This is a genomic window from Paenarthrobacter sp. CAP02 (assembly GCF_040137855.1).
In the GTDB taxonomy this organism is placed as follows: domain Bacteria; phylum Actinomycetota; class Actinomycetes; order Actinomycetales; family Micrococcaceae; genus Arthrobacter.
Genome location: NZ_JBEEII010000011.1, coordinates 26131 through 48948 on the forward strand (window position 1 = coordinate 26131; position 22818 = coordinate 48948).

General features: G+C 64.6%; 22 protein-coding genes. 16 read left to right on the forward strand and 6 right to left on the reverse strand.

The genetic code is table 11. From position 1 onward, the window contains the following. Positions 1–435 precede the first annotated feature (435 nt). The gene (locus ABHM97_RS17720) at positions 436–2247 is read left to right on the forward strand and encodes a proline--tRNA ligase (protein ID WP_349471702.1); all 1812 of its coding nucleotides are present in this window, start codon (positions 436–438) and stop codon (positions 2245–2247) included. Beyond that, positions 2244–3041 (forward strand): sulfite exporter TauE/SafE family protein, encoded by a 798-nt coding sequence (locus tag ABHM97_RS17725; protein WP_235521793.1) that lies wholly within the window; start codon positions 2244–2246, stop codon positions 3039–3041. The genes ABHM97_RS17720 and ABHM97_RS17725 overlap by 4 nt, the downstream gene beginning before the upstream one ends. A 7-nt stretch (positions 3042–3048) precedes the next feature. On the opposite strand, the gene ABHM97_RS17730 is transcribed toward ABHM97_RS17725, so the two are convergent. Genes ABHM97_RS17730 through ABHM97_RS17740 form a run of 3 tightly spaced genes read right to left on the reverse strand, consistent with a single transcriptional unit; the run spans position 3049 to position 5914 of the window. Beyond that, complete coding sequence (locus ABHM97_RS17730; RefSeq protein WP_349471703.1) at positions 3049–4068, reverse strand: aminoglycoside phosphotransferase family protein; 1020 nt, start codon at positions 4066–4068, stop codon at positions 3049–3051. A 34-nt stretch (positions 4069–4102) separates the two neighbouring features. After that, positions 4103–4831 (reverse strand): VIT1/CCC1 transporter family protein, encoded by a 729-nt coding sequence (locus ABHM97_RS17735; protein WP_349471704.1) that lies wholly within the window; start codon positions 4829–4831, stop codon positions 4103–4105. A 51-nt stretch (positions 4832–4882) separates the two neighbouring features. Next, complete coding sequence (locus ABHM97_RS17740) at positions 4883–5914, reverse strand: DUF4439 domain-containing protein (RefSeq protein WP_349471705.1); 1032 nt, start codon at positions 5912–5914, stop codon at positions 4883–4885. 157 nt (positions 5915–6071) lie between these two features. On the opposite strand from ABHM97_RS17740, the gene rimP reads away from it, so the two are divergent. The 6 genes from rimP (at position 6072) to ABHM97_RS17770 (ending at position 12379) form a co-directional block, all read left to right on the forward strand. Next, positions 6072–6683 carry a ribosome maturation factor RimP gene (gene rimP, locus ABHM97_RS17745; protein WP_235521797.1) on the forward strand — a complete coding sequence of 204 codons (612 nt, stop codon included), beginning with the start codon at positions 6072–6074 and terminating at the stop codon, positions 6681–6683. Beyond that, complete coding sequence (gene nusA, locus ABHM97_RS17750) at positions 6683–7663, forward strand: transcription termination factor NusA (RefSeq protein WP_235521798.1); 981 nt, start codon at positions 6683–6685, stop codon at positions 7661–7663. Before rimP ends, nusA begins: the two co-directional genes overlap by 1 nt. Before the next feature lie 186 nt (positions 7664–7849). Beyond that, on the forward strand, positions 7850–8191 hold the full coding sequence (locus ABHM97_RS17755; protein ID WP_235521799.1) for a YlxR family protein: 342 nt from the start codon (positions 7850–7852) through the stop codon (positions 8189–8191). A gap of 152 nt (positions 8192–8343) precedes the next feature. Beyond that, the gene (gene infB / locus ABHM97_RS17760; protein WP_349471706.1) at positions 8344–11232 is read left to right on the forward strand and encodes a translation initiation factor IF-2; all 2889 of its coding nucleotides are present in this window, start codon (positions 8344–8346) and stop codon (positions 11230–11232) included. Positions 11233–11309: 77 nt separating this feature from the next. Next, complete coding sequence (rbfA, locus tag ABHM97_RS17765) at positions 11310–11813, forward strand: 30S ribosome-binding factor RbfA (RefSeq protein ID WP_257371136.1); 504 nt, start codon at positions 11310–11312, stop codon at positions 11811–11813. Positions 11814–11896: 83 nt separating this feature from the next. Then, positions 11897–12379 (forward strand): nucleoside deaminase, encoded by a 483-nt coding sequence (locus tag ABHM97_RS17770; protein WP_349471707.1) that lies wholly within the window; start codon positions 11897–11899, stop codon positions 12377–12379. A 12-nt stretch (positions 12380–12391) separates the two neighbouring features. On the opposite strand, the gene ABHM97_RS17775 is transcribed toward ABHM97_RS17770, so the two are convergent. Further along, on the reverse strand, positions 12392–13546 hold the full coding sequence (locus ABHM97_RS17775) for a pyridoxal phosphate-dependent aminotransferase (RefSeq protein WP_349471708.1): 1155 nt from the start codon (positions 13544–13546) through the stop codon (positions 12392–12394). 34 nt (positions 13547–13580) lie between these two features. Here ABHM97_RS17775 and truB point away from each other — a divergent pair, with 34 nt between their 5' ends. The 8 genes from truB to ABHM97_RS17815 all read left to right on the forward strand — a co-directional run bounded on the left by truB (position 13581) and on the right by ABHM97_RS17815 (position 21301). Continuing rightward, positions 13581–14504 (forward strand): tRNA pseudouridine(55) synthase TruB, encoded by a 924-nt coding sequence (gene truB, locus ABHM97_RS17780; RefSeq protein WP_349471709.1) that lies wholly within the window; start codon positions 13581–13583, stop codon positions 14502–14504. A gap of 2 nt (positions 14505–14506) precedes the next feature. Beyond that, positions 14507–14860 (forward strand): hypothetical protein, encoded by a 354-nt coding sequence (locus ABHM97_RS17785; protein WP_349471710.1) that lies wholly within the window; start codon positions 14507–14509, stop codon positions 14858–14860. A gap of 2 nt (positions 14861–14862) precedes the next feature. After that, positions 14863–15312, forward strand: coding sequence for a hypothetical protein (locus ABHM97_RS17790; RefSeq protein ID WP_502921307.1), 450 nt, complete (start codon positions 14863–14865; stop codon positions 15310–15312). Positions 15313–15400: 88 nt separating this feature from the next. After that, positions 15401–16384, forward strand: coding sequence for a bifunctional riboflavin kinase/FAD synthetase (locus tag ABHM97_RS17795; RefSeq protein WP_349471712.1), 984 nt, complete (start codon positions 15401–15403; stop codon positions 16382–16384). 158 nt (positions 16385–16542) lie between these two features. Further along, positions 16543–16812 (forward strand): 30S ribosomal protein S15, encoded by a 270-nt coding sequence (gene rpsO / locus ABHM97_RS17800; protein ID WP_144652206.1) that lies wholly within the window; start codon positions 16543–16545, stop codon positions 16810–16812. A gap of 240 nt (positions 16813–17052) precedes the next feature. After that, on the forward strand, positions 17053–19305 hold the full coding sequence (locus tag ABHM97_RS17805; RefSeq protein ID WP_349471713.1) for a polyribonucleotide nucleotidyltransferase: 2253 nt from the start codon (positions 17053–17055) through the stop codon (positions 19303–19305). 82 nt (positions 19306–19387) lie between these two features. After that, positions 19388–20731, forward strand: coding sequence for a M16 family metallopeptidase (locus ABHM97_RS17810; RefSeq protein ID WP_349471714.1), 1344 nt, complete (start codon positions 19388–19390; stop codon positions 20729–20731). A 93-nt stretch (positions 20732–20824) separates the two neighbouring features. Beyond that, positions 20825–21301, forward strand: a complete 477-nt coding sequence (locus tag ABHM97_RS17815) for a DUF1579 family protein (RefSeq protein WP_235521810.1) — start codon at positions 20825–20827, stop codon at positions 21299–21301. Here ABHM97_RS17815 and ABHM97_RS17820 read toward each other — a convergent pair. Continuing rightward, entirely contained in the window at positions 21298–21564 is a 267-nt protein-coding gene (locus ABHM97_RS17820) for a MoaD/ThiS family protein (RefSeq protein WP_257371125.1), read from the reverse strand. The genes ABHM97_RS17815 and ABHM97_RS17820 overlap by 4 nt on opposite strands. A gap of 4 nt (positions 21565–21568) precedes the next feature. Continuing rightward, complete coding sequence (gene moaA, locus ABHM97_RS17825; protein WP_284987776.1) at positions 21569–22708, reverse strand: GTP 3',8-cyclase MoaA; 1140 nt, start codon at positions 22706–22708, stop codon at positions 21569–21571. Between the last annotated feature and the right edge of the window lie 110 nt (positions 22709–22818).

A 22818-nucleotide genomic window follows, 5' to 3' on the forward strand; every position in this document is an offset into this window, starting at 1 on the left:
AAGGGGTGAAACGAAAGGTCAAGGGACTCAAGTCCTTGAAAATGTGTCGGCTATCACATAGGTTCTTCCCAAGCCGTGTCGTTGGGGTACGGGTGATTGAGGGGGAATCGTGACAATGACCTTGAAGGGTGCCCTGTGCGCCCGCATCATCCGTGTGTTCGGCAATGACCAATACGTCCCAGCCGCAGGCAGTCCCGCTCCGCTGGAGGGAACGGGGAACTAGTCCCAGGACAGAGTCTGCGGCCACCGGCCGCTGAGCCACGCCATCGCAGGATGACCAGCCCACCGCGGCCAGGGGCTTCCACCACGCGACGGCGTGGCTCTTCTGTGTCCGCCGGGGTGACAGCCCCGCTTGTTCCGGGCGCGGCCCGCTGAGCCGGTAGATTAGTAGGCAGTTGTTTTTGCCACATCTGCCATAGAAACGGATACGTACCCGTGGTCCTTCGCCTTTCCCAGTTGTTCCTGCGCACCCTGCGTGAAGATCCCGTCGACGCCGAGGTCGCCAGCCACAAGCTGTTGGTGCGTGCCGGCTACATCCGCCGCGCGGCACCCGGTATCTACACGTGGCTTCCGCTTGGCCTGAGCGTCCTGCGCAAGGTCGAGGAGATCATCCGCCAGGAAATGTCCGCGATCGGAGCCCAGGAAGTCCATTTCCCGGCGCTGCTGCCGCGTGAACCCTACGAGGCCACGAACCGTTGGACCGAGTACGGCGAGGGCCTGTTCCGGCTCCAGGACCGCAAGGGTGCGGACTACCTCCTTGCGCCGACGCATGAGGAAATGTTCACCCTGCTGGTCAAGGACCTGTACTCCTCGTACAAAGACCTGCCGTTGAGCCTCTACCAGATCCAGAACAAGTACCGCGACGAAGCCCGTCCCCGGGCAGGCCTCCTCCGCGGCCGCGAGTTCATCATGAAGGATTCCTACTCCTTCGACGTCGACGACGCCGGCTTGGATGCCAGCTACGCTGCCCACCGCGCCGCGTACCTGAAGATCTTTGCCCGTCTCGGCCTGGAAGTCATTCCCGTTGCCGCGACCGCCGGTGCCATGGGCGGCTCGAAGAGTGAAGAGTTCCTGTTCCCCACTGAAATCGGCGAGGACACCTTCGTGCGCTCGGCAGGTGGGTACTACGCCAACGTCGAAGCTGTCACCACCGTAGTTCCGGACGACATCGACTTCACCAACGCGCCCGCTGCCCGGGTCCTGGACACGCCCAACACTCCCACTATCGATACTTTGGTGGACGCAGCCAACCAGCTGGCACCCCGCAGCGAGTCCGACGGCGGCGCATGGGCTGCCGCTGACACGCTCAAGAACGTGGTCCTCGCCGTGACGCTGCCCACAGGTGAACGCCAGATCGTGGTGATCGGCGTACCCGGCGACCGCGCAGTTGACCTCAAGCGCGTTGAAGCGAACATCGGCGCGTTCCTGCCGATCGCCGGTGAAATCGGGCTCGAGGCCGCCAACGAGGACGACCTCAAGAAGCTGCCGTGGCTGGTCAAGGGTTACATTGGCCCCGGCCTGTCACTTGATGAGCCCGTCCTGGGGCTTGAGGGATCGTCCAAGGTCCTCTTCTTGGTGGACCCCCGCGTTGTTTCGGGTACGAGCTGGGTCACCGGTGCCAACGCGGAGGGCAAGCACGTCTTTGGGCTGGTCGCCGGACGCGACTTCACCTGGGACGGCGTCATCGAAAGCACCGAAGTGCGACCCGGCGATCCCGCTCCTGACGGATCCGGCCCGCTGGAAACGGCGCGCGGCATCGAGATGGGACACATCTTCCAGCTCGGCCGCAAGTACGCCGCTGCCTTGGACCTTAAGGTGCTGGACCAGAATGGCAAGCAGGTAGTGGTCACCATGGGCTCCTACGGTGTCGGTGTTACACGCGCCGTGGCAGCCCTGGCCGAAGCGAACCATGACGACCGCGGCCTTGTCTGGCCACGTTCCGTTGCTCCCGCGGACGTCCACGTCGTGGCTGTTGGCCGTGGTGACGAGATTTTCGAGGCCGCCGAGAAGCTTTCCGCTGAGCTGGAGGCCGCCGGCCTGGACGTCATCCTCGATGACCGCCCAAAGGTCTCTCCCGGCGTTAAGTTCGGCGACGCCGAACTCGTAGGCGTACCCACCATCCTGGCCGTTGGCCGCGGACTCGTGGACGGTGTCGTGGAAGTCAAGGACCGCCGCAGCGGCGATGCCGAGAACGTCCCGGTGGACAAAGCCGTGGATTACGTGGTCAACGCCGTACGAAACCGGTGATCTCCGGCTTCGAATCGATCCAGCTCACCACCCTCATCCTGATTGTGGTGGCTGGTTTCGCGGCCGGCTGGGTGGACGCAGTGGTTGGTGGCGGGGGACTGATCCAGCTCCCCGCCCTGCTGCTGGTGCCCGGCATCACGCCTGTCCAGGCCTTGGCGACCAACAAAATGGGTTCCATCTTCGGGACCACCACCAGTGCGGTCACGTACTACCGGCGGGTCCGTCCTGACCTGAAAACGGCGGTCCCCATGGCCGTCATCGCCTTGGCCGGGAGTTTTGGCGGGGCGATCCTGGCGGCGTCGCTTCCAGCCAGTGTTTTCAAGCCCATCATCGTGGCTGCCCTGATCGCCGTCGCAATTTTCACCGCCCTGCGTCCCAGCGCAGGGGAGCTGACAGCGCTCCGCCACGATGGCCACAAGCACTACGTCGTGGCCTGCCTGATCGGCGGGGTGATCGGCTTCTACGATGGTTTGATCGGCCCTGGCACGGGGTCGTTCCTGATCATCGCCCTGGTCTCGGCCATGGGCTATGCCTTCCTCGAAGCCAGTGCCAAGGCAAAGATCGTCAACATGGCCACCAATGCCGGAGCCTTGATCTTCTTCCTACCGCATGGATCCCTGCTCTGGGGCGTAGGGCTTGTCCTCGGCCTTGCGAATATGGCCGGCGGCTACTTGGGCGCCCGTACGGCAGTAGCCAAGGGGAGCGGCTTTGTACGCGTGGTCTTCCTGGTTGTTGTGGCCGCCCTCATCATCAAGCTTGGTATGGACGTCTGGAACGACAACTTCGCGGGCTAGCTTCTGCCTAAGCCGATTCCCCCGGGCCGGGGAGGTCGTGCGGGGCCGGAAGGCCATCCAATGTCCGGCCGGCCAAGGTGCTGGCAACCCAGAGGGAACGGGCCAGGTCCCCGCCGTGCGCGGGTTTTCCGGCGTACCACAAAGCATTCTCCACCTCACGGGCGATACTCCATTGCCGGGCGGCCTCGGGATCGAGCCCGGCGGCGAGGCTGAATTCGTGGCTGCGGTCGCGCAACGCAGCCTCCGGGTCAGTCCGTGAAAGGTCGCCAATGCGGTTCCACAGGATGGGTGCGACGGCGAATTCGTCCTCACCGATCTGGGGCTGCGGATCGATGGCCAGGTAGGCGTCGCGTCCGGCCTCGTTTGCATCCAGGGTGGCCAGGATGTTCATGAAATGCAGGTCTGTGTGGACCAGGACGTCTTTTCCGGCGCGACGTCCCACGGCGCCGCGCGTCTGGCATACCTCCAGCGCGGCCTCCAGCAGCCATCTGGGGAACGGGCGGTCCAGCCGTTCCCATTCAGCTGGCAGTTCGTCGCTCCACCGTTCCGCAGTGGCGGCAATATGGTCCAGGTCCCGCCATTCAGGCCGGTCGTCCGGCGCGATGGACAGTTCACGCATGATGCTTCCCCACACATCCAGTGCTTCCGCCAGCGGAGCGTCCTGGAGCCAGCGGGCAGCGTCCAGCCGTTCCAGGAGCATGGAGCAACTCGGGGCATCTGCGGCAAGGAGCCGGACCGCGCCGCGGCCTCCCCACAGAGTGAGTGCGTGGCGCTCCACCCGGGCTTCGTCATGGGGAAACGCGATCTTCAATGCTGCGGGCTGACCGTGCCGCACCACGGGCACCACCAAGGCTCCGTGGCCGTTCCAAGGCTCGGCGCCGGGAGCAAGGTCTACTGCCAGCTCCCAACGGTCCAGGGCGTCGGAAATAAGGCCGGGGAGGCTGGCCAACCAGTCTCGGCCCGCAGAGTCACGGTTATACCGGGCGTGGAGGTCGCCTGGCATCGGAATCATCGCGTGAAGGGTCACGCGATCAGCCTAACGCCGCTGCCGCGCCAGCTATCTAGAAAACGCCGCTGGCACCCAAGAGCGTTCCGATGGAGAACGTCGCCGCCAAGGCAAGCGCGCCGCCAACAACCACCCGTGCTGCGGCGCGGAACCGGGGAGCACCGCCGATCCAGGCCCCCACTGCGCCGGTAATCGCCAGGGCCAGCAAGACCGCCGCGAAGGTGAGCGGCACCCGCATTTCGGGTGGTGGAAGCAGGATGGCCAGCATGGGCAGTACCGCGCCCAGCGTGAAGGCCACCGCCGAGGCCAGTGCTGCATTCCACGGGCTGACGATGTCGTCTTCGTGGATGTTCAGCTCGGCAGAAAGGTGTGCGGCCAGTGCGTCGTGCTCCGTCAGTTCTTCGGCCACTATCCGGGCAGTCTTGGGGCTGAGGCCTTTTGACTCATAGATAGCCGCCAGCTCGTTGAGCTCTTCCTCGGGTTCCTCGGCAAGCTCGCGGCGTTCCTTTTCGATCAAGGCCCGCTGGGTGTCGCTCTGGCTGCTCACTGAGACGTACTCGCCCAACGCCATGGAGATGGCACCGCCCACCAGGCCGGCCGTGCCTGCGGCGAGGATGCTCCCTGAGTTGGTGGTGGCTCCCGCCACTCCCACCACGATCGCCGCGACGGAGACGATGCCGTCGTTGGCGCCCAGGACCCCGGCCCGAAGCCAGTTCAGGCGGTGCGCCAGATCGTCCCGGTGGGGTTCGTTTTCATGCATGGTCGCAGTTTCTGTGGAAGCCATGGTTTAAGCCAAGCACCGCAGCCCGGGCTTGGCCAGCATGGCTAGGCTGCCCTATCTGATGCTTGCGGTGGGGGAGGCGGTGTCACCGGGCGTCGGAAGGGCAGGCAAGTCACCGGCGTCGAGCTCCAAGCCCGGGAGTGCCGGCAAAGCGGCGCCCCAGGCGGTAGTGCGCCGGCAAGCGGCCAGCAGGCCATCGATGGCCCAATCACGGGTCCCACCGGTGGACAACGCCACTAGGTCGCCGAATCGCGGCAAGGAGGACGATTCGAGGTCCGCCAATGCCGCGGCCGGGTCTTTGGCGAACTTCGCCGGGAGCCTGTACCCCGCTTCGCCTGCCGGGACGTCCCCGCAGTTCACTCCGGTCAGGTCCTCGGCTTGCCGGAGCAGCACCTCATGCACTTCGAGGTCACGGGCGGCGGCAGGGACGCTGGAAGCACTGAGCTTTTTGACCGCTACCTGATAGACGTAGACCGCCTCGTGCTGGGCGCGGACCAACGACGCCAAGGCAGTGTCGGTGGTTGCGGCATCCGCGTCCGGGCTCGGGCTGGCCGAAGGGCAGGATCCGGCGGCAGGCGCAGTGGCGGGAACCCTGCTGGTGGTGGGCAGTGTGGGGGCAGGCAGTTTCCACGCGGCGGCCAGCTTCTCGGCGGACAGCAGCTGGGCGGATCCGACGGCGGCGAGCAGGCGTGCCATGCCGCCGTCGGACTCGTGGGCGTCGGTGAGGCGCTGCTGTCCGCTCCGGGACAGCTCCGTGACGAATGCGGACGGCGTCGCTTTCGGGGACGAAGCAGTGGCGGTTGGTGACGCAGCGGCCGGGGACGTGGGGAGCCGGCGGGTGGGGTCCAGCAGGGCGCGGGCATGGGTTGTCAGCAAAGTCACAGCGTCGTCGGCGCCAGGTTTTCCGGCATCCGGTCCAGGGGCGTCAGCCAGCGCAACGGCCGAATCACGGAGCAGCAGGGTGTCTTCCAACGCCGCAAGGCGGGCATTTTCGGAGAAGGAACGTGGTGGGGGAGTCCCGGAATCACGCGGAATAAGCACCATGCCGGTGCCAACAACCAGCAGGGCCACCACAGAAATGAGCACGAGCCGGCCCCACGCTGGTACTCGTCGCTTTTTGGTTCTCTGCTCGTCCACAACAGACCATGGTGTCATGTGGGCGGCGAAGTCCGTGCACGCAAGTTCCCGCGAAAATCGTTAGGCTAGTAGTCACAACAACATCTATCGGGAGGCGGCGGGCAACGTGAGTGACTCGGAAGCCACGACTTCACCGGACCGTTCTGAATCGAACTCAACGGCCACCATCCACAACCCGGAAGAGAGCAGGCTCAAAGCGCTGCTCGAACCGGCCGTCCTTGCCAGCAGGCTCTACCTCGAGGATGTTTCCATCCACGTGGCCGGCTCACACCGGACGGTTCACGTCGTAGTGGACCTGCCGCAGGAAGAGACCGGAGGCGTCAGCCTGGACGCCATAGCCGATGTCTCGCGCGGACTGTCCGATATTCTGGACAACGATCCCCAGGACGACGGCCGCCCGTACGACCTTGAGGTCTCCTCGCCCGGAGTCGGGCGTCCACTGACGGAACCGCGCCATTGGCACCGTGCCCGCGGACGCATGGTCAGGGTCAACGTCATCCAGGGCGACAACCTCCTGGGCCGGATCGCCTCAGTGGGCGATGACGCCGTGACGCTGATCCCGGAGCACGAGGTCAAGAAGGGCATGAAGCCCAAGCAGGGTGACCCCATCACTATTCCTTTCGACAGGATCCGCCAAGGAAAAGTCGAGATTGAATTCAGCCACCTCCACGAGGCTGCGCTGGAAGACGAACACAATGGACCTTCCGAGGAGGCCTAATGGATATTGACATGAGCGCACTGAGACTCCTGGAGCGTGAGCGTGAAATCCCGCTGGATCTCCTGATTCCCACCATCGAGCAGGCACTGCTGGTGGCGTACCACAAGACGCCCGGCGCCTTTGAAAAGGCCCGCGCTGAGCTGGATCGCAAGAGCGGCCACGTGACCATCTGGGCCACTGAAATCGACGACGACGGCGAACCGATCGGCGAATTCGAGGACACTCCTGCCGGTTTCGGCCGTATCGCCGCGAGCACCGCACGGCAGATCATCCTCCAGCGTCTTCGCGACGTCGAGGACGACAACGTGCTGGGCGAGTTCAAAGGCCGTGAAGGCGAACTCGTTGCCGGCATGATCCAGCAGGGAAACAACCCGCACATGATCCAGGTCAACCTTGGAGCTGTCGAGGCCCTGCTGCCGCCGCCCGAGCAGGTTCCCGGTGAGAAGTACCTCCACGGCAGCCGCCTGCGCGCCTTCGTGGTGGACGTCCACCGTGGCGCCAAAGGCCCGTCCATTACGCTGTCCCGTTCGCACCCGGGCCTGGTCCGCAAACTTTTCGAAATGGAAGTTCCGGAGATCGCGGACCACTCCGTGGAGATCGTCGCGCTTGCCCGCGAAGCCGGCCACCGTACCAAGATCGCCGTTAAGGCAAACATCCCCGGCGTCAATGCCAAGGGTGCCTGCATCGGTGAGATGGGCTCGCGTGTCCGCGCAGTCATGACGGAACTGAATGACGAAAAGATCGACATCGTCGACTTCAGCGACGACCCCGCGACGTTCATTGCCAACTCGTTGTCGCCGTCGCGCGTGAATTCGGTCACTATCACCGACGAGTCGACCCGCTCGGCCCGCGTAGTGGTACCGGATTACCAGCTTTCGCTGGCGATCGGTAAGGAAGGCCAGAACGCACGCCTTGCGGCCAAGCTGACCGGTTGGCGGATCGACATCGTCTCCGACGCAGCACCGGCCAAGTCCGAATAGCGCCGCCGCCGGGGTCGGTTCAATGCCGCACCTGCGGTGTGCCCGGTTTCGGGAGTCCGTAGCCGGGGGCTAGACTAGAAGGAACCGGGCTTACGTCCGGTATCCGCGCGCCTTGGCGTGCCTCAGCTGCATTCGCAGGACCGGGGCCCGTCGGGTGCCAGAAGCGTAAGGCAGGTTGGACACATCGTGGCTGAACTGCTTGAGCACGGCCACGGGCCTGTTCGCACGTGTATCGGATGCCGGAAGCAAGGCTCCCGGTCCGAGCTTGTCCGGCTGGTCGCCCAAGGCGGCAGTTCTTCCACCGTCGTGGTGGATGAACGACGCCGGATGGCCGGCAGGGGTGCGTGGCTGCACCCCAGCGAAAAGTGCTTGGCATTGGCGATCAAACGGCGCGCTTTCGGCAGGGCCCTCGCGGGCGCTTCCGAGACAACCGCCGTCGAACGCTACCTGATGCCGGGCGCGCCACTCGTGGAGGCCCACGCTTCCACTGGCAAACCGTCCAAACCTGAAAGCGGGTCAGAAAACTGATGGAAACCCGATGAGTTCCCAGCGATGAGTGCGTAACGATGACAACTTTGTTGCGCTCTGCAATGGGCCTTTCCGCCGTGCAAACGGCTGAGGCCCGCATAAAGAAGTAGACGGTTCGTGCCTGGCTCGGTGCGGACCGAGACAGGAGAAATGTGGCCAAGGTCCGCGTACATGAGCTCGCCAAAGAGCTCGGTATTACTTCCAAAGATGCAGTGACAAAACTGCAGGAATTGGGCGAATTCGTTCGCTCCGCCTCTTCCACCATTGAGGCCCCCGTCGTGAAGAAGCTTCGCGACGCCTACCCGGGTGCCGGCGCTGCAAAGTCCGCCGCCCCCGCAGCCGCTCCCGCGGCAACCCGTCCGGCAGCATCCCGCCCGGCTGCTCCGGCACCGGGCCCGGCAGCACCGAAGGCTCCGGCCCCGGCGCCTTCAGCTCCATCGTCGGCAGCCCCGTCGTCGGCAGCGCCTGCACCGGCAGCTCCGGCTCCCGCGGCACCTGCCCCGGCAGCCCCTGCCGCGCCTGCTGCATCCACCCCGGTTTCGGCCAAGCCCGGTGCCCGTCCTGCCCCCAAGGCAGAGACCCCGGCTCCGGCACGCCAAGGTGGCCAGGCTCCGCGTCCCGGCGGTCCCCGTCCGGGCAACAACCCGTTTGCTACGTCCCAGGGCATGCCCCGCGGCCGTGGTGGCGATGGTGACCGTCCGCCGCGTCCGGGCAACAACCCGTTCGCTCCGTCGCAGGGCATGCCCCGTGGCGAGCGTCGCAACGATGGCGAACGCCCCGGTGGTCCCCGTCCGGCAGCTGGTGCCGGTGGACCCCGTCCCGCAGCAGGTACCGGTGGTCCCCGTCCGGGGGCTCCGCGTCCGGGTGCACCCCGTCCGGGCGCTCCGCGTCCCGCCGGTGGTCCCGGTGGCGGAAACCGTCCTACTCCGGGCATGATGCCCAACCGCACTGAGCGTCCGGCTCCGGGTGGCGCTGGCCGTCCCGGTGGCGCAGGCCGTCCTGGTGGCGGACCCGGTCGTCCCGGTGGCGCACCTGGTACAGGTACCGGTGGCGGAGCTCCCGCCGGCGGTGGCTTCGGCAAGGGTGGTCGCGGTCGCGGCGGTACCCAGGGTGCCTTCGGCAAGGGCGGCGCCGGTCGTGGCAAACAGCGCAAGTCGAAGCGTGCAAAGCGCCAGGAACTTGAGCAGATGAGCGCTCCGTCGCTGGGTGGCGTATCGGTACCCCGCGGCGATGGCGAGACCATCATCCGCCTGCGTCGTGGCTCGTCCATCACGGACTTTGCCGAGAAGATCGATGCGAACCCCGCATCGCTCGTGACCGTGCTGTTCCACCTCGGTGAAATGGCCACGGCTACGCAGTCCCTGGACGAAGACACCTTTGGCCTGCTCGGTGCTGAACTTGGCTACAAGCTCCAGGTTGTTTCGCCGGAAGACGAAGAGCGCGAGCTCCTCGACCAGTTCGACATCAACATCCAGGACGAACTCGACGCCGAAGGCGACGACGTCCTTGAGCCCCGTGCACCGGTTGTCACCGTCATGGGTCACGTTGACCACGGTAAGACCCGCCTGCTTGACGCCATCCGCAACTCCAACGTTGTGGCCGGCGAGCACGGTGGAATCACCCAGCACATCGGTGCTTACCAGATCAGCCACGTCCACGAGGGCAAGCCCCGCGACATCACCTTCATTGACACCCCCGGTCACGAGGCCTTCACGGCCATGCGTGCCCGTGGTGCCAAGGTCACTGACATCGCGATCCTGGTTGTCGCAGCCGACGACGGTGTTATGCCGCAGACGGTGGAAGCACTCAACCACGCACAGGCAGCCAACGTGCCGATCGTCGTCGCAGTGAACAAGATCGACAAGGAAGGCGCCAACCCTGACAAGGTCAAGGGCCAGCTGACCGAGTACGGCCTGGTTCCCGAAGAATACGGTGGCGACACCATGTTCGTTGAGGTTTCTGCACGCCAGAACCTCAACATCGACGAACTGATCGACGCTGTCCTGCTGACGGCCGACGCTGCCCTGGACCTGCGCGCCAACCCGGACAAGGACGCTCGAGGCATTGCCATCGAAGCGAACCTGGACAAGGGCCGCGGTGCTGTTGCTACCGTCCTGGTCCAGTCCGGTACCTTGGCCGTTGGTGACACGATCGTGGCCGGTACGGCTCATGGCCGCGTCCGTGCCATGTTCGACGAGAACGGCGAGGCACTCGATGTCGCACTCCCGTCCCGTCCGGTCCAGGTCCTTGGCCTGTCCAACGTGCCGCGTGCAGGTGACACCTTCCTGGTGACCCCTGACGAGCGTACGGCCCGCCAGATCGCTGAGAAGCGTGAAGCTGCCGACCGCAACGCTGCACTGGCCAAGCGTCGCAAGCGCATCAGCCTGGAAGACTTCGACCAGGCCGTTGCCGAAGGCAAGATCGACACCCTCAACCTCATCCTCAAGGGTGACGTGTCCGGTGCCGTGGAAGCCCTCGAAGACGCCCTGCTCAAGATCGACGTCGGAGACGACGACGTTCAGCTCCGTGTCATCCACCGCGGTGTGGGTGCCATCACGCAGAACGACGTCAACCTGGCCACGGTGGACAACGCCATCATCATCGGCTTCAACGTGAAGCCGGCCGAGCGCGTTGCTGAACTTGCTGACCGTGAAGGCGTGGACATGCGCTTCTACTCGGTCATCTACGCAGCAATCGATGACATTGAGATGGCTCTCAAGGGCATGCTCAAGCCGGAGTACGAGGAAGTCCAGCTCGGTACCGCCGAGGTCCGCGAAGTCTTCCGTTCCTCCAAGTTCGGCAACATCGCAGGTTCGATCGTCCGCACGGGCATCATCCGCCGTAACTCCAAGGCACGTGTCAGCCGCGACGGCAAGGTCATCGGTGACAACCTCACCGTTGAGACGCTCAAGCGCTTCAAGGATGATGCCACCGAAGTCCGTACCGACTTCGAGTGTGGTATCGGTCTTGGTTCCTTCAACGACATCAGCGAAGGCGACATCATCGAGACCTTCGAGATGCGCGAAAAGCCGCGCGTCTAGGTTCCATGTGGAGCGGGTCCGTCGGGTAGCCCCGGCGGACCCGTTCCGTACCCGTTTCTACTTTCCAGGAGGAAGTCATGGCTGATCCCGCACGCGCCGCCAAATTGGCACAGCGGATAAAGGTCGTCGTCGCTGAGGCCCTCGGTCGCCGGGTCAAGGATCCGCGCGTCGAGTCCATTACGGTCACCGACGCCCGCGTCACCAACGACCTTCAGCACGCAACCATCTACTACACCGTCTTTGGCGATGAAGTGGCCCACACCGACGCTGCCAAGGCGCTGGAAAAGGCCAAGGGTGTGCTGCGCCAGGAAGTTGGCCGCAACATCACCGTCCGGCTGACCCCGACGCTTGAGTTCGTCGCGGACCAGATTCCGGTCAACGCCTCGAACCTTGAGGAACTGTTGCGCGAGGCCAAGCGCCGCGACGCCGAGGTTGCTGCCTTGGCGGCCGGCGCCAAGCCGGCAGGCGAGGCCGATCCGTACAAGAGCGACACTCCGGCTGACATCGACGAAGACGACTTCGACGAAGAGGACATCGACCTCTCCGGCGACGACGAACTCGACGAAGACGCCAACCGCTGAACCTGCGGATTTTTGTCCGGATAGTGCCCCTAAGAGACCCTCTTAGGGGCATTTTCTGTCCCCAAACTGGTTAGGATCGGAGCATGTCGGCGCACGATGCTCAGCAGCGGGATGAATATTTGAACCGGGCCATTCGGTTGGCGGTGCAAAACGTTTTCGACGGCGGCGGCCCTTTCGGCGCCGTCGTGGTCACCGCGGACGGAACCGTCCATGAGGGGGTCAACCGGGTTACACGCGACCACGATCCCACGGCGCACGCGGAAGTGGTGGCCATTCGTCGTGCGGCTGCCGAGCTGAGGAAGTTCGACCTCAGCGGCTCCGTTCTCTACGCAAGCTGCGAGCCTTGTCCGTTGTGCCTTTCGGCGACGCTTTGGGCCAGGATCGGTGCCGTCTATTTTGCCGCGGACAGGCACGGCGCGGCGCGGGCCGGCTTCGACGACGCAGTGTTCTATGAGTACTTCGCCGGCAGCAGGCCGGAACTTCTCCCCGTGGAGCACGCGCAGTTGGCAGCGGCGGAGGACCCGTTCGAGGCCTGGAAGCACCATACGCGCCGGACTACATACTAGGTCCGGCGGCAGTTAAACCTTCGCTGGAAGGCGATTGACGCCGTCGAGCAGGTCCTGGTGGCCGCCACAGAGGGCGATCCTGATCCAGCCTTCGCCAATCGACCCGAACGCCGTGCCCGGTGCGAAGGAGACGCCGGACTCCGCCAGGAATTTGCGTACCCATGTGCGGACGTCGCCTTCGCTGACGTGCGAAACGTCAGCCCAGAGATAGAACGCGCCCTGCGCCCCGAGGAACGGAATCCCCTTGGCTTCCAGCACGGCCGAGGCCGCGTCCCGGTTGTTCCGGTAGTGGTCGCGCGCCTGGGAAACGTAGTCCTGTGGCCCGGTCAAGGCCGCAAGGGCAGCGTACTGCGAGGGGGACGCGACGCAGGACACGATTGATTCCATGACGTTGTTCATCTTCTGCTCAATCCCCGGAGGGCAGATCAACGCCCCGATGCGCAGGCCTGTCAGCCCGTACGTCTTGGACAGGGTCAGGGACGTGAACACACGGGCTTCCCCAGGGACGTCGCTGTCGAAGCGCGCCGGACTGACGTGTGGGACGTCAAAGGTGAACGCTTCGTAGCATTCGTCCGAGATGATCCAGAGGTCGTGCCGTACGGCGAGTTCCAGCAGTTCCCGGGTGGCTTCTTCACTGATGACCGCCCCAAGCGGGTTGGATGGCGAATTCAGTACCAGGACACGGGTCCGAGGCGTGATGAGGGCTTCGATGTCCTCGATGTGCGGCTGGAAGTCGTTCTCCGGATACAACGGATACTGCACTGGCACGGCGTGAAGCAGGCGGCTGGTCATGGCGAACGTGGGGTAGCCGGGGTTCGGGATCAGGATCTCGTCGCCGGGGGAGAGGAGAAGGCTCATGGCGAAATGCAGGCCCTGTTGGGCGCCGTCCACCACATAGACGCGTTCAGCGCCGATGTCGACGCCCTGTTGTTCGCGGAAGCGGGCGGCGAACGCTTCACGGAGCGCGGGTATCCCGGCGTTGGGTGTGTAGTTGGTCTCATCCCGGTCCAGGCAGGCAATGCCGGCGTCGAGGACGTGCCGTGGCAGCGCAAACCCGGGCTCGCCGATGCTCAGGACGATCGCGCCGGGGGTGGCCCACGCGGCCTCGGTGATTTCGCGGATCTGGTTCACGGGGACGTCGCGGACGTGCAAGGCAAGCTCAGGCATGGGAGCCATCCTAGCCACCCATATACTGGTAAGCGTGCTTTCTGGACTGGTAATCGTTGACAAACCGCAGGGATGGACCAGCCACGATGTGGTTGGCCGGATGCGGCGGCTGGCTGGTACCCGGAAAGTGGGGCATGCGGGGACGCTGGATCCCATGGCTACCGGTGTCCTGGTGCTGGGCATCAATAAGGCGACGCGCCTTCTGACGTACATCGTGGGTACGTCCAAGACTTACACCGCCACCATCAGGCTCGGCGAGACCACCATCACGGACGACGCCGAGGGCGACGTCACGGAGGCCCGGAGCGCCGCGGACGTCACCGATGACGCCATCGCGGCCGGGGTTGCCGCGCTCACTGGCCCTATCCAGCAGGTGCCCAGCAGCGTGAGCGCCATCAAGGTCAACGGCGAACGCTCTTACGCCCGGGTCCGCTCCGGGGAGGAAGTGAAGCTCGCAGCGCGCCCCGTGACGATCCACCGCTTCGAGGTGCACGCGATCAACAGGCTCGACGGCGGCAGGGTAGTTGACGTGGACGTCACCGTGGAGTGTTCTTCCGGGACATACATCCGGGCCTTGGCCCGCGACCTTGGAAAAGGCTTGGGCGTCGGTGGGCACCTCACGGCCCTTCGCCGGACGCAGGTGGGGCCGTATACGCTCGAGCAGGCAAGGACGCTGGAGGAACTGGCCGAAGAGCTCAACGTGCTGGACATGTCCCTCGCTGCCCGCTCCTTGATGCCAAACCGCGAGCTCAGCGAGGACGAAACAACGGAGATCTCGTTCGGCCGCCGCATCGCCGCGGGGCCGGGAGCAGGCACCGACGAGGCTGCCACGGCAGAAAATCCCGCAGCTGCCTTCGCACCATCGGGCGAATTGGTGGCGTTGCTGGCTGACACGGGGAGCTTTGCCAAGCCCGTGTTGGTGTTCGCTCCGGGAACCGGTTCGGGGGAGGCGAAGTAGCCATGGACGGATATTTCTATGCCCTCCTGATTGTCGGACTGGTTTCGACCATCATGTGCGTGGTGGCCGGGCTGATGAAAAAGGCCCCGAATGATCTCACCATCTACTCGGTCCTCGCGGTTGAACTGGTCCTGGTGGTCTACCTGGTGGGTTCAATCATCCGGGTTGCCCTGGGCGAGCAGATTGCCGGGGAAGCCTGGGAATTCTGGGGCTACCTGATCACGGCCCTGATGATCCCGCTGGGTGCGGTGTACTGGGCCATCCTCGAACGCACCCGCTGGAGCAACTTCGTCCTCGCTGCGGTAGGCGTCACAGTCCTCGTCATGGGCGCACGCATGAACCAGATTTGGTACTGACCTTGAAAGAAGAACCCATCGTGACTGGAACTGAGACCAATCCGGCAACCCCGCAGCCGAAGAAAGATACCCGGAACACCGGGCCTGGCCGCCTCCTGATCGCGGTGTACGCCGTTTTCGCCCTCTCCGCGACCGCGCGTGCCGGATATCAGATCGCTACGAAGTTCGCCGAAGCACCGCTGGCGCATATCCTCTCGGCCTTTGCCGCCGTCGTCTATATCGTGGCGACCATCTCGCTGGCCAAGCCGGGACGCACCTGGTTCAAGGTTTCCGTGGCCGCCGTGCTGACGGAGCTCATTGGCGTGCTGGTGGTGGGTGCCATCAGCCTCTTCGACCCCGTGGCGTTCCCGCACGATACCGTATGGTCGCTGTTCGGCCGTGGCTACGGTTTCGTCCCCCTTATCCTGCCCATCCTTGGGCTCCTCTGGCTGAACAAGCGCCGCCCGTCCTGACTCAACCGCCCTGGCGGGTAACCTTAGAATGTTCCGGCGCCGGAAGGTTGCCGGGCGCACCGAACATCTGCAGTAAAAGGCGAGGTTGATGGTCCACATCTGGAACGATCCCACCGAAGTCCCCAAGGACTTCGGACCTACTGTCGTTACCATTGGGAACTTTGACGGCGTCCATCGCGGGCACCAGCATGTCCTGTCGCAGCTGACGGGCACCGCCAAGCGGCACAACATTCCCTCGGTTGCAGTGACTTTTGATCCGCATCCGGCCCAGGTCCACAGGCCCGATTCCGCTCCCGAGCTGATCATGGGCCTCCAGGACAAGCTCGACGCCCTCGGGGACACCGGCGTCGATGCCGTGCTGGTCATGAAGTACACCCTGGACCTGGCGGCGATGACACCGGTCGAGTTCGTCCGCGATGTCATCCTTGACGGACTTCGCGCCGCGCACGTCGTCGTAGGCCACGACCTCCGCTTTGGTGCCGGGAACGTGGGGGACGTGGTCACCATGCAGCAACTGGGCGAGGAGCTTGGGTTCGGCGTGCAGGTGGTCAACGAGTACGGCGCCGGAGGCTCTCCGGTACACGACGACGGCGATGCCGACCGCCGCTGCTCTTCCACCTGGGTGCGGGAAGCCCTGTCCGAGGGCGACGTCGTGACGGCTGCCGCGGTGCTTGGCCGCCCGCACCGCATGCGTGGCGAAGTGGTGCACGGCGCAGCCCGCGGACGCGATCTCGGTTTTCCCACAGCCAACCTCGCCCACGACTCCACAGGGTATGTTCCTGCGGACGGCATCTACGCAGGGTGGTTGATCGACCAGTCCGGCACACGGTGGCCCGCCGCTATTTCCGTTGGTTCCAACCCCACCTTCGACGGCGTGAGCCGCCAGGTGGAGGCCCACGTGATCGATCGTCCCGAGGAAAAAGTGGAGGACTTCGACCTCTACGGACAGACAGTCGCCGTCGAATTCACCCAGCGCCTGCGCGGCATGGTTGCCTACCGTGGGCCGGAGGCGCTGGTGGAGCAGATGTGCTTGGACGTAGCCCAGGCACACGAGCTGCTGACCCGGCACTAGGCGGATTTCGACAACACCGCTGACCTGCCGGTAAACTGATGACGGATCCGGCCGCAGTCCGTGGCAGCTGGACCTGTTTTTGTGTGCGGCAACGCACCAAGGGCAACCCGTCAGCGCAGCGCTGCACCGGGACGCACGGCACAACTCTAGGAGTTCACGTGGCACTTGACGCCGCTGTAAAGCAGTCCATCATCAAGGAATACGCAACCTCTGAAGGCGACACCGGTTCGCCCGAGGTTCAGGTTGCTGTCCTGACCCAGCGGATCAAGGATCTGACTGAGCACATGAAGGAGCACAAGCACGACTTCCACACCCAGCGCGGTCTGCTGGCCATGGTTGGTCGTCGCAAGCGCATGCTTTCCTACCTGAAGAACACCGACATCGCCCGCTACCGTTCGCTCATCGAGCGCCTCGGCCTGCGCCGCTAGTCTGCCTTTAGGGGCGGCCCGCTCCTTTCGGAACGGGCCGCCTTCTTTACCAACAACTAAAAACAGGAATCAACCGCATCGCGCATTCGCGGTCCTCGGTAGTGATTCCCGGGAAGTTCACCAGTGGTGATGACGCCCGTGGATCTCGATCGATGACCGGGTGTAGTACAGGCCAGAAATAAAGAAGAGGCCTGGGTTGATGCGGCGGATTTCCGCTAACAGAAACGGAGGTGACTCTCTATGGAGGGTCCCGAAATCCAGTTCTCCGAAGCCATCATCGACAACGGCCGTTTTGGCAAGCGCGTCATTCGCTTCGAAACCGGCCGCCTTGCCAAGCAGGCCGCCGGCGCCTCGATGGTCTACATCGACGACGACACCGCACTGCTCTCCGCAACCACCGCCGGCAAGCAGCCGCGCGAAGGTTTCGACTTCTTCCCGCTGACGGTGGACGTCGAAGAGCGCATGTACGCCGCCGGCCGTATCCCGGGCTCGTTCTTCCGCCGCGAAGGCCGCCCGTCCACGGAAGCCATCCTGGCCTGCCGCCTCATGGACCGTCCGCTGCGCCCCGCGTTCGTCAAGGGCCTGCGCAACGAAGTCCAGATCGTCGTCACTGTCCTGGCGATCAACCCGGACGAGCTCTACGACGTCGTCGCCATCAACGCGTCCTCGATGTCCACGCAGCTTTCCGGCCTCCCGTTCTCCGGCCCGATCGGTGGCGTCCGCGTCGCCCTCATCGCCGACGAACACGGTTCGCAGTGGGTCGCTTTCCCCAAGCACTCCCAGCTTGAGAACGCCGTCTTCAACATGGTTGTTGCCGGCCGTGTCGCCGGTGACGACGTCGCCATCATGATGGTTGAAGCCGAAGCGACCGACAACTCCTGGAACCTCATCAAGGAACAGGGCGCAACCGCTCCCACCGAAGAGGTAGTTTCCGAGGGCCTCGAAGCGGCAAAGCCATTCATCAAGGCTCTCTGCGACGCACAGGCAGACCTCGCGGCCCGCGCTGCGAAGCCGACCGTTGAATTCCCTGTCTTCCTGGACTACCAGGACGACGTTTACGCCGCCGTCGAGGCTGCTGCCGCCGACAAGCTGGCCAAGGTCTTCCAGATCGCTGACAAGCAGGAGCGCGACGCCGCTTCCGACGAACTCAAGGACGAAGTCCTGGGCTCACTTGCGGGCGAGTTCGAGGGCCGCGAGAAGGAACTCTCAGCAGCGTTCCGCTCGGTCACCAAGCACGTCGTGCGCCAGCGCATCCTCAAGGACCAGGTCCGCATCGACGGCCGTGGCCTGACGGACATCCGCCAGCTGACCGCAGAGGTAGAGGTTCTGCCCCGCGTTCACGGTTCGGCCATCTTCGAGCGCGGCGAGACCCAGATCATGGGTGTCACCACGCTGAACATGCTCAAGATGGAGCAGCAGATCGACTCGTTGTCGCCGGTAACGCGCAAGCGCTACATGCACAACTACAACTTCCCGCCGTACTCCACCGGTGAGACCGGCCGCGTCGGTTCCCCGAAGCGCCGCGAAATCGGCCACGGTGCCCTCGCAGAGCGCGCGCTGGTTCCGGTTCTGCCTACCCGTGAAGAGTTCCCGTACGCCATCCGCCAGGTATCCGAGGCCCTCGGTTCCAACGGTTCGACGTCCATGGGTTCGGTGTGTGCCTCGACGCTCTCCTTGCTCAACGCCGGTGTGCCGCTGAAGGCAGCTGTTGCCGGTATCGCCATGGGCCTGGTTTCCGACCAGGTTGACGGCCAGACCCGTTACGCAGCATTGACTGACATCCTCGGCGCCGAAGACGCTTTCGGCGACATGGACTTCAAGGTTGCCGGTACGTCCGAGTTCGTCACGGCCATCCAGCTGGACACCAAGCTCGACGGTATCCCCGCCTCAGTGCTGGCAGCAGCCCTGAAGCAGGCCCGCGAAGCCCGCCTCCACATCCTCGAGGTCATCAACGCAGCGATCGACACCCCGGATGAGCTGTCCGAGTTCGCTCCGCGCGTCATCGCCGTCAAGATCCCCGTGGACAAGATCGGCGAGGTCATCGGCCCCAAGGGCAAGATGATCAACCAGATCCAGGAAGACACGGGCGCGGACATCTCGATCGAAGATGACGGCACGGTCTACATTGGCGCCACCAACGGCCCGTCTGCCGACGCAGCACGTTCCGCCATCAACGCCATCGCCAACCCGCAGGTTCCGGAAATCGGTGAGCGCTACCTGGGTACGGTCGTCAAGACCACCACCTTTGGCGCCTTCGTTTCCCTGACGCCGGGCAAGGACGGCCTGCTGCACATCTCCGAGCTCCGCAAGCTGGCCAATGGCAAGCGCGTGGACAACGTTGATGACGTCGTCTCCGTGGGCCAGAAGGTCCAGGTCGAGATCACCAAGATCGACGACCGTGGAAAGCTCTCCCTCTCGCCGGTTGTTGCCGACGAAGAAGGCGCAGCTTCCGAGGACGCTCCGGCCGAGGTCGTTGAAGAGTCTGCAGAGTAGTCTGTAAGCAGTACACCCGGCGGGGCCGGTGGGCTTGAAAAAGCTCCACCGGCCCTTCCGGCCTTAACCCTGAAAGGCCTTAATGACTGTCGTACCCTTGCCGCTGGAGCAAACCCTTCCCGGCGGCGAACTGATCCATGGTGCCGAGGGCGGTTCCGTCGTGCGGCGCTCCGTGCTTCCCGGCGGCGTGCGCGTCCTGACCGAGGCGATGCCCGGGCAGCGTTCGGCCACCATAGGTTTCTGGGTGGCAGTGGGTTCGCGCGACGAAGCGGACGGCCAGCATGGTTCCACACACTTCCTTGAACACCTGCTGTTCAAGGGCACCAAGAGGCGCACAGCGCTGGAGATAGCGTCTGCGTTCGACGAGGTAGGCGGCGAATCCAACGCAGCCACCGCCAAGGAAAGCACCTGCTACTTCGCACGGGTCCTCGATACGGATCTTCCCATGGCCATTGACGTCATCGCCGACATGATCACCGGCGCCGTCCTGGACCCTGCCGAACTGGAGCAGGAGCGCGATGTCATCCTCGAGGAAATCGCCATGGACAGCGACGACCCCACGGACGTGGCCCACGAGAAATTCGTGGCGGCAGTGCTCGGGAGCCACCCGCTGGCCCGGCCCATTGGCGGAACCCCGGATGCCATCAAGGCTGTGGCCAGGGACTCTGTGTGGGAGCACTACCAGCGCTACTACCGCCCAGAGGAACTGGTCATCACCGCAGCGGGCGGCCTGGACCACGACGTCGTATGTGAACTTGTCCTTGATGCGTTGAAAGCTGCCGGTTGGCAACTGGATCCCGAGGCAGCACCCGTGGAACGCCGTGGGACGGAGCGTGCCGTCATCACTGGCACCGCCGGCCTCCACGTCGTGAAGCGTCCTGTGGAGCAGGCAAACATCATCATGGGTTGCCCGACGATCGTCGCCACGGATGACCGCCGCTTCGTCATGAGCGTGCTCAACGCAGTCCTGGGCGGTGGCATGTCCTCCAGGCTCTTCCAGGAGATCCGCGAGAAGCGGGGCCTGGTCTACTCCACGTACTCCTTCACCGCCGCTTACGCCGACGCCGGGTACTTCGGCATGTACGCCGGCTGTACCCCGTCCAAGGTCCGCCAGGTGCTGGAACTGCTGGGCGTGGAGCTGGATAAGCTCGCCAAGGACGGCATTACCGAAGAAGAGCTCAGGAAGGCCGTGGGCCAGCTCAGCGGTGGCATCGTGTTGGCCCTTGAGGACACGGGCTCACGGATGTCCAGGTTGGGCCGGGCGGAACTGGTGTCCGGAGAGTTCCAGGACATAGATGAGACCTTGGCCCGGATCCAGGCCGTCACTGTGGGCGACGTCCAGGAGCTCGCCCGCGAACTCGCGGCCGCTCCGCGCACCATCACGGTGGTAGGCCCCTTTGAGGAAACCGAGACGTTCGGCCTCTGACTCAAGACAGATTCCGACTCTGGACTCGCACACTCCCGGCAGGGCAGCATGATCACACAGTGATGATGCTGCCCTGTTGACGTTGGAGATGTGATGGAACTGCCCCCACGCGGCCACGCCGCGGAGATGCTGCAGGATTTCCTTGGCCATTGGCGTGGAGTCACGGAGATCGCCCCATCACCGTGGGGGAGTGCGCGGACTGCCGAGGCCGAGGTGGTGTTCAGCAGGGCTGCCAGCGGCTACGCCGTCGTGCAGAGTTACCGGCACCGTGAAGCGGATGGGACACACTTCGAAGGGCATGGCATGTTCACTGTGGACCGCGAACACGGTGAAACGCTTTGGTACTACGTGGACAGCATGGGCCGGCCGCCGGCCAGTCCCGTCAGGGGTTCGTGGAACGCGGGGACTCTGACGCTGGACCGGCGCACTGCCGACGGCGTGGCCAGGCACACGTTCCGCGTCGAGGACGGGGTACTGGTGCACACAGCCGATCTGCGGCTCGAAGGTACCTCGAGCTTCAGTCCCTTGCTGAAAAGCGTCTTCCGGAGGGAATCAACGCCTGACGCCTAGCCCCCGGCGAAAGGTGGCAGGACGTCGATGACGTCGTGCGGGCTCAGCGGGGCCGAACGGTCGCGCACAGCCACTTCGTTGCGGAGGAAGCTGCTGCGTGCAACGATGCGTGCGAGGGTCGGCGTGCCGTCCGGGGGCACGGGACGTTCGACGGCGAGGGCGGCTTCCAGCAGCGCCTCCAGGCTGGTGCCTTCCGGCAGGTGGTGGACTTCTTCTTCGACTCCTGCGGCCGAGCGTGCGGCAGCGAAGTAGCGGACAAGCAAGGTTTCAGCCTCCGATTGCACTCATGCTGCGGTCCGGCTGGACGAAGTCCGCTGCGCCGAGACCGGTGTGGTCCATTCCGTGCGCCTTGGGCTTGACCCACATGGCGTCCTGCCAGCGTTGCGCAAGCTCCTCGTCGGTGGCTCCTCCACGAAGGAGGCCCAGGAGGTCGAATTCCTCGCGGGAGAAGAGACAGCTCATGATTTTGCCTTCGGCGGTGATGCGCGTACGCCGGCAGTCGGAGCAGAACGGCTCCGTGACCGAGGCGATGATGCCCACGGTACCGAGGACCGGACCGGTGGCAAGACCGGAAGCCGTGTCCCGGCGTCGTACTTCAAAGCGTTCCGCGGGGGCGCCGTCCCGTTCGCGGGGGTCGTGGTCCAGGACGTAATCGCGTGACAACAGCGTCCGGATCTCCGCAGCCGTGATCATGTTGCGCCGGGTCCAGCCGTGATCGGCATCCAAGGGCATCTGCTCGATGAAGCGAAGTTCGTAACCGCGACCCAACGCCCAGGCCAGGAGGTCCGGCGATTCGGCGTCGTTGATGCCGCGCATCAGCACGGCGTTCAGTTTCACGGGGCCCAGGCCGGCCGCCCAGGCAGCATCGACGCCGGCCAGGACGCGATCCAGGAATGGACGGCGGGTGAGCTTGGTGAACGTTTCTTCGTGAAGGGAATCCAGCGAGACGTTGATCCGGGTGAGCCCTGCGGCCTTCAACGCTGCGGCTTTCTTGTCCAGTCCGACGCCGTTGGTGGTCATGGAGATGGGGAGGTCGGGATGATTGCTTCGAATGCCGGAGATAATGTCCACCAGGTCGGCGCGCACCAAGGGCTCACCGCCGGTAAGGCGGAGTTCCCGCACACCCAGGGCCGTGACCCCGACGCGCACAATGCGGATGATTTCATCCTTGGTCATTACGGCCTGCTTGGACAACCACTCCAGGCCCTCGGCGGGCATGCAGTAGGTGCAGCGCAGGTTGCACTTGTCCGTCAGTGACAGGCGCATGTCCGTGGCGCGCCGCCCGTAACGGTCCCACAACCCTGCGGGCGTGCCTGCGGGACGTGGCGGCGGAACCCCCACGCCACTTTCCGTGCTGCCTGTGGCGGCACCCGACGGGGGCACCGGCATGCCCAGCTGAACAGTCATAAATTCAGGCTACGCCACCCCGGCCGGATCAGTGACACCAGTTACAGTCACAGAGTTCTTACGGATTCAATACGCTTCCCCCGCCGACGCCACGATCGGGTGCCGGGTGC

What these genes read in the sequence shown, in the direction of transcription:
- ABHM97_RS17735 (WP_349471704.1), bottom strand. Translation starts at nt 4,831, where the DNA reads ATGGCTTCCACAGAAACTGCGACCATGCATGAAAACGAACCCCACCGG.
- rbfA (WP_257371136.1), top strand. Translation starts at nt 11,310, where the DNA reads ATGGCTGATCCCGCACGCGCCGCCAAATTGGCACAGCGGATAAAGGTC.
- ABHM97_RS17805 (WP_349471713.1), top strand. Translation starts at nt 17,053, where the DNA reads ATGGAGGGTCCCGAAATCCAGTTCTCCGAAGCCATCATCGACAACGGC.
- ABHM97_RS17785 (WP_349471710.1), top strand. Translation starts at nt 14,507, where the DNA reads ATGGACGGATATTTCTATGCCCTCCTGATTGTCGGACTGGTTTCGACC.
- ABHM97_RS17810 (WP_349471714.1), top strand. Translation starts at nt 19,388, where the DNA reads ATGACTGTCGTACCCTTGCCGCTGGAGCAAACCCTTCCCGGCGGCGAA.
- ABHM97_RS17795 (WP_349471712.1), top strand. Translation starts at nt 15,401, where the DNA reads ATGGTCCACATCTGGAACGATCCCACCGAAGTCCCCAAGGACTTCGGA.
- moaA (WP_284987776.1), bottom strand. Translation starts at nt 22,708, where the DNA reads ATGACTGTTCAGCTGGGCATGCCGGTGCCCCCGTCGGGTGCCGCCACA.
- ABHM97_RS17775 (WP_349471708.1), bottom strand. Translation starts at nt 13,546, where the DNA reads ATGCCTGAGCTTGCCTTGCACGTCCGCGACGTCCCCGTGAACCAGATC.
- ABHM97_RS17770 (WP_349471707.1), top strand. Translation starts at nt 11,897, where the DNA reads ATGTCGGCGCACGATGCTCAGCAGCGGGATGAATATTTGAACCGGGCC.
- ABHM97_RS17815 (WP_235521810.1), top strand. Translation starts at nt 20,825, where the DNA reads ATGGAACTGCCCCCACGCGGCCACGCCGCGGAGATGCTGCAGGATTTC.
- nusA (WP_235521798.1), top strand. Translation starts at nt 6,683, where the DNA reads ATGGATATTGACATGAGCGCACTGAGACTCCTGGAGCGTGAGCGTGAA.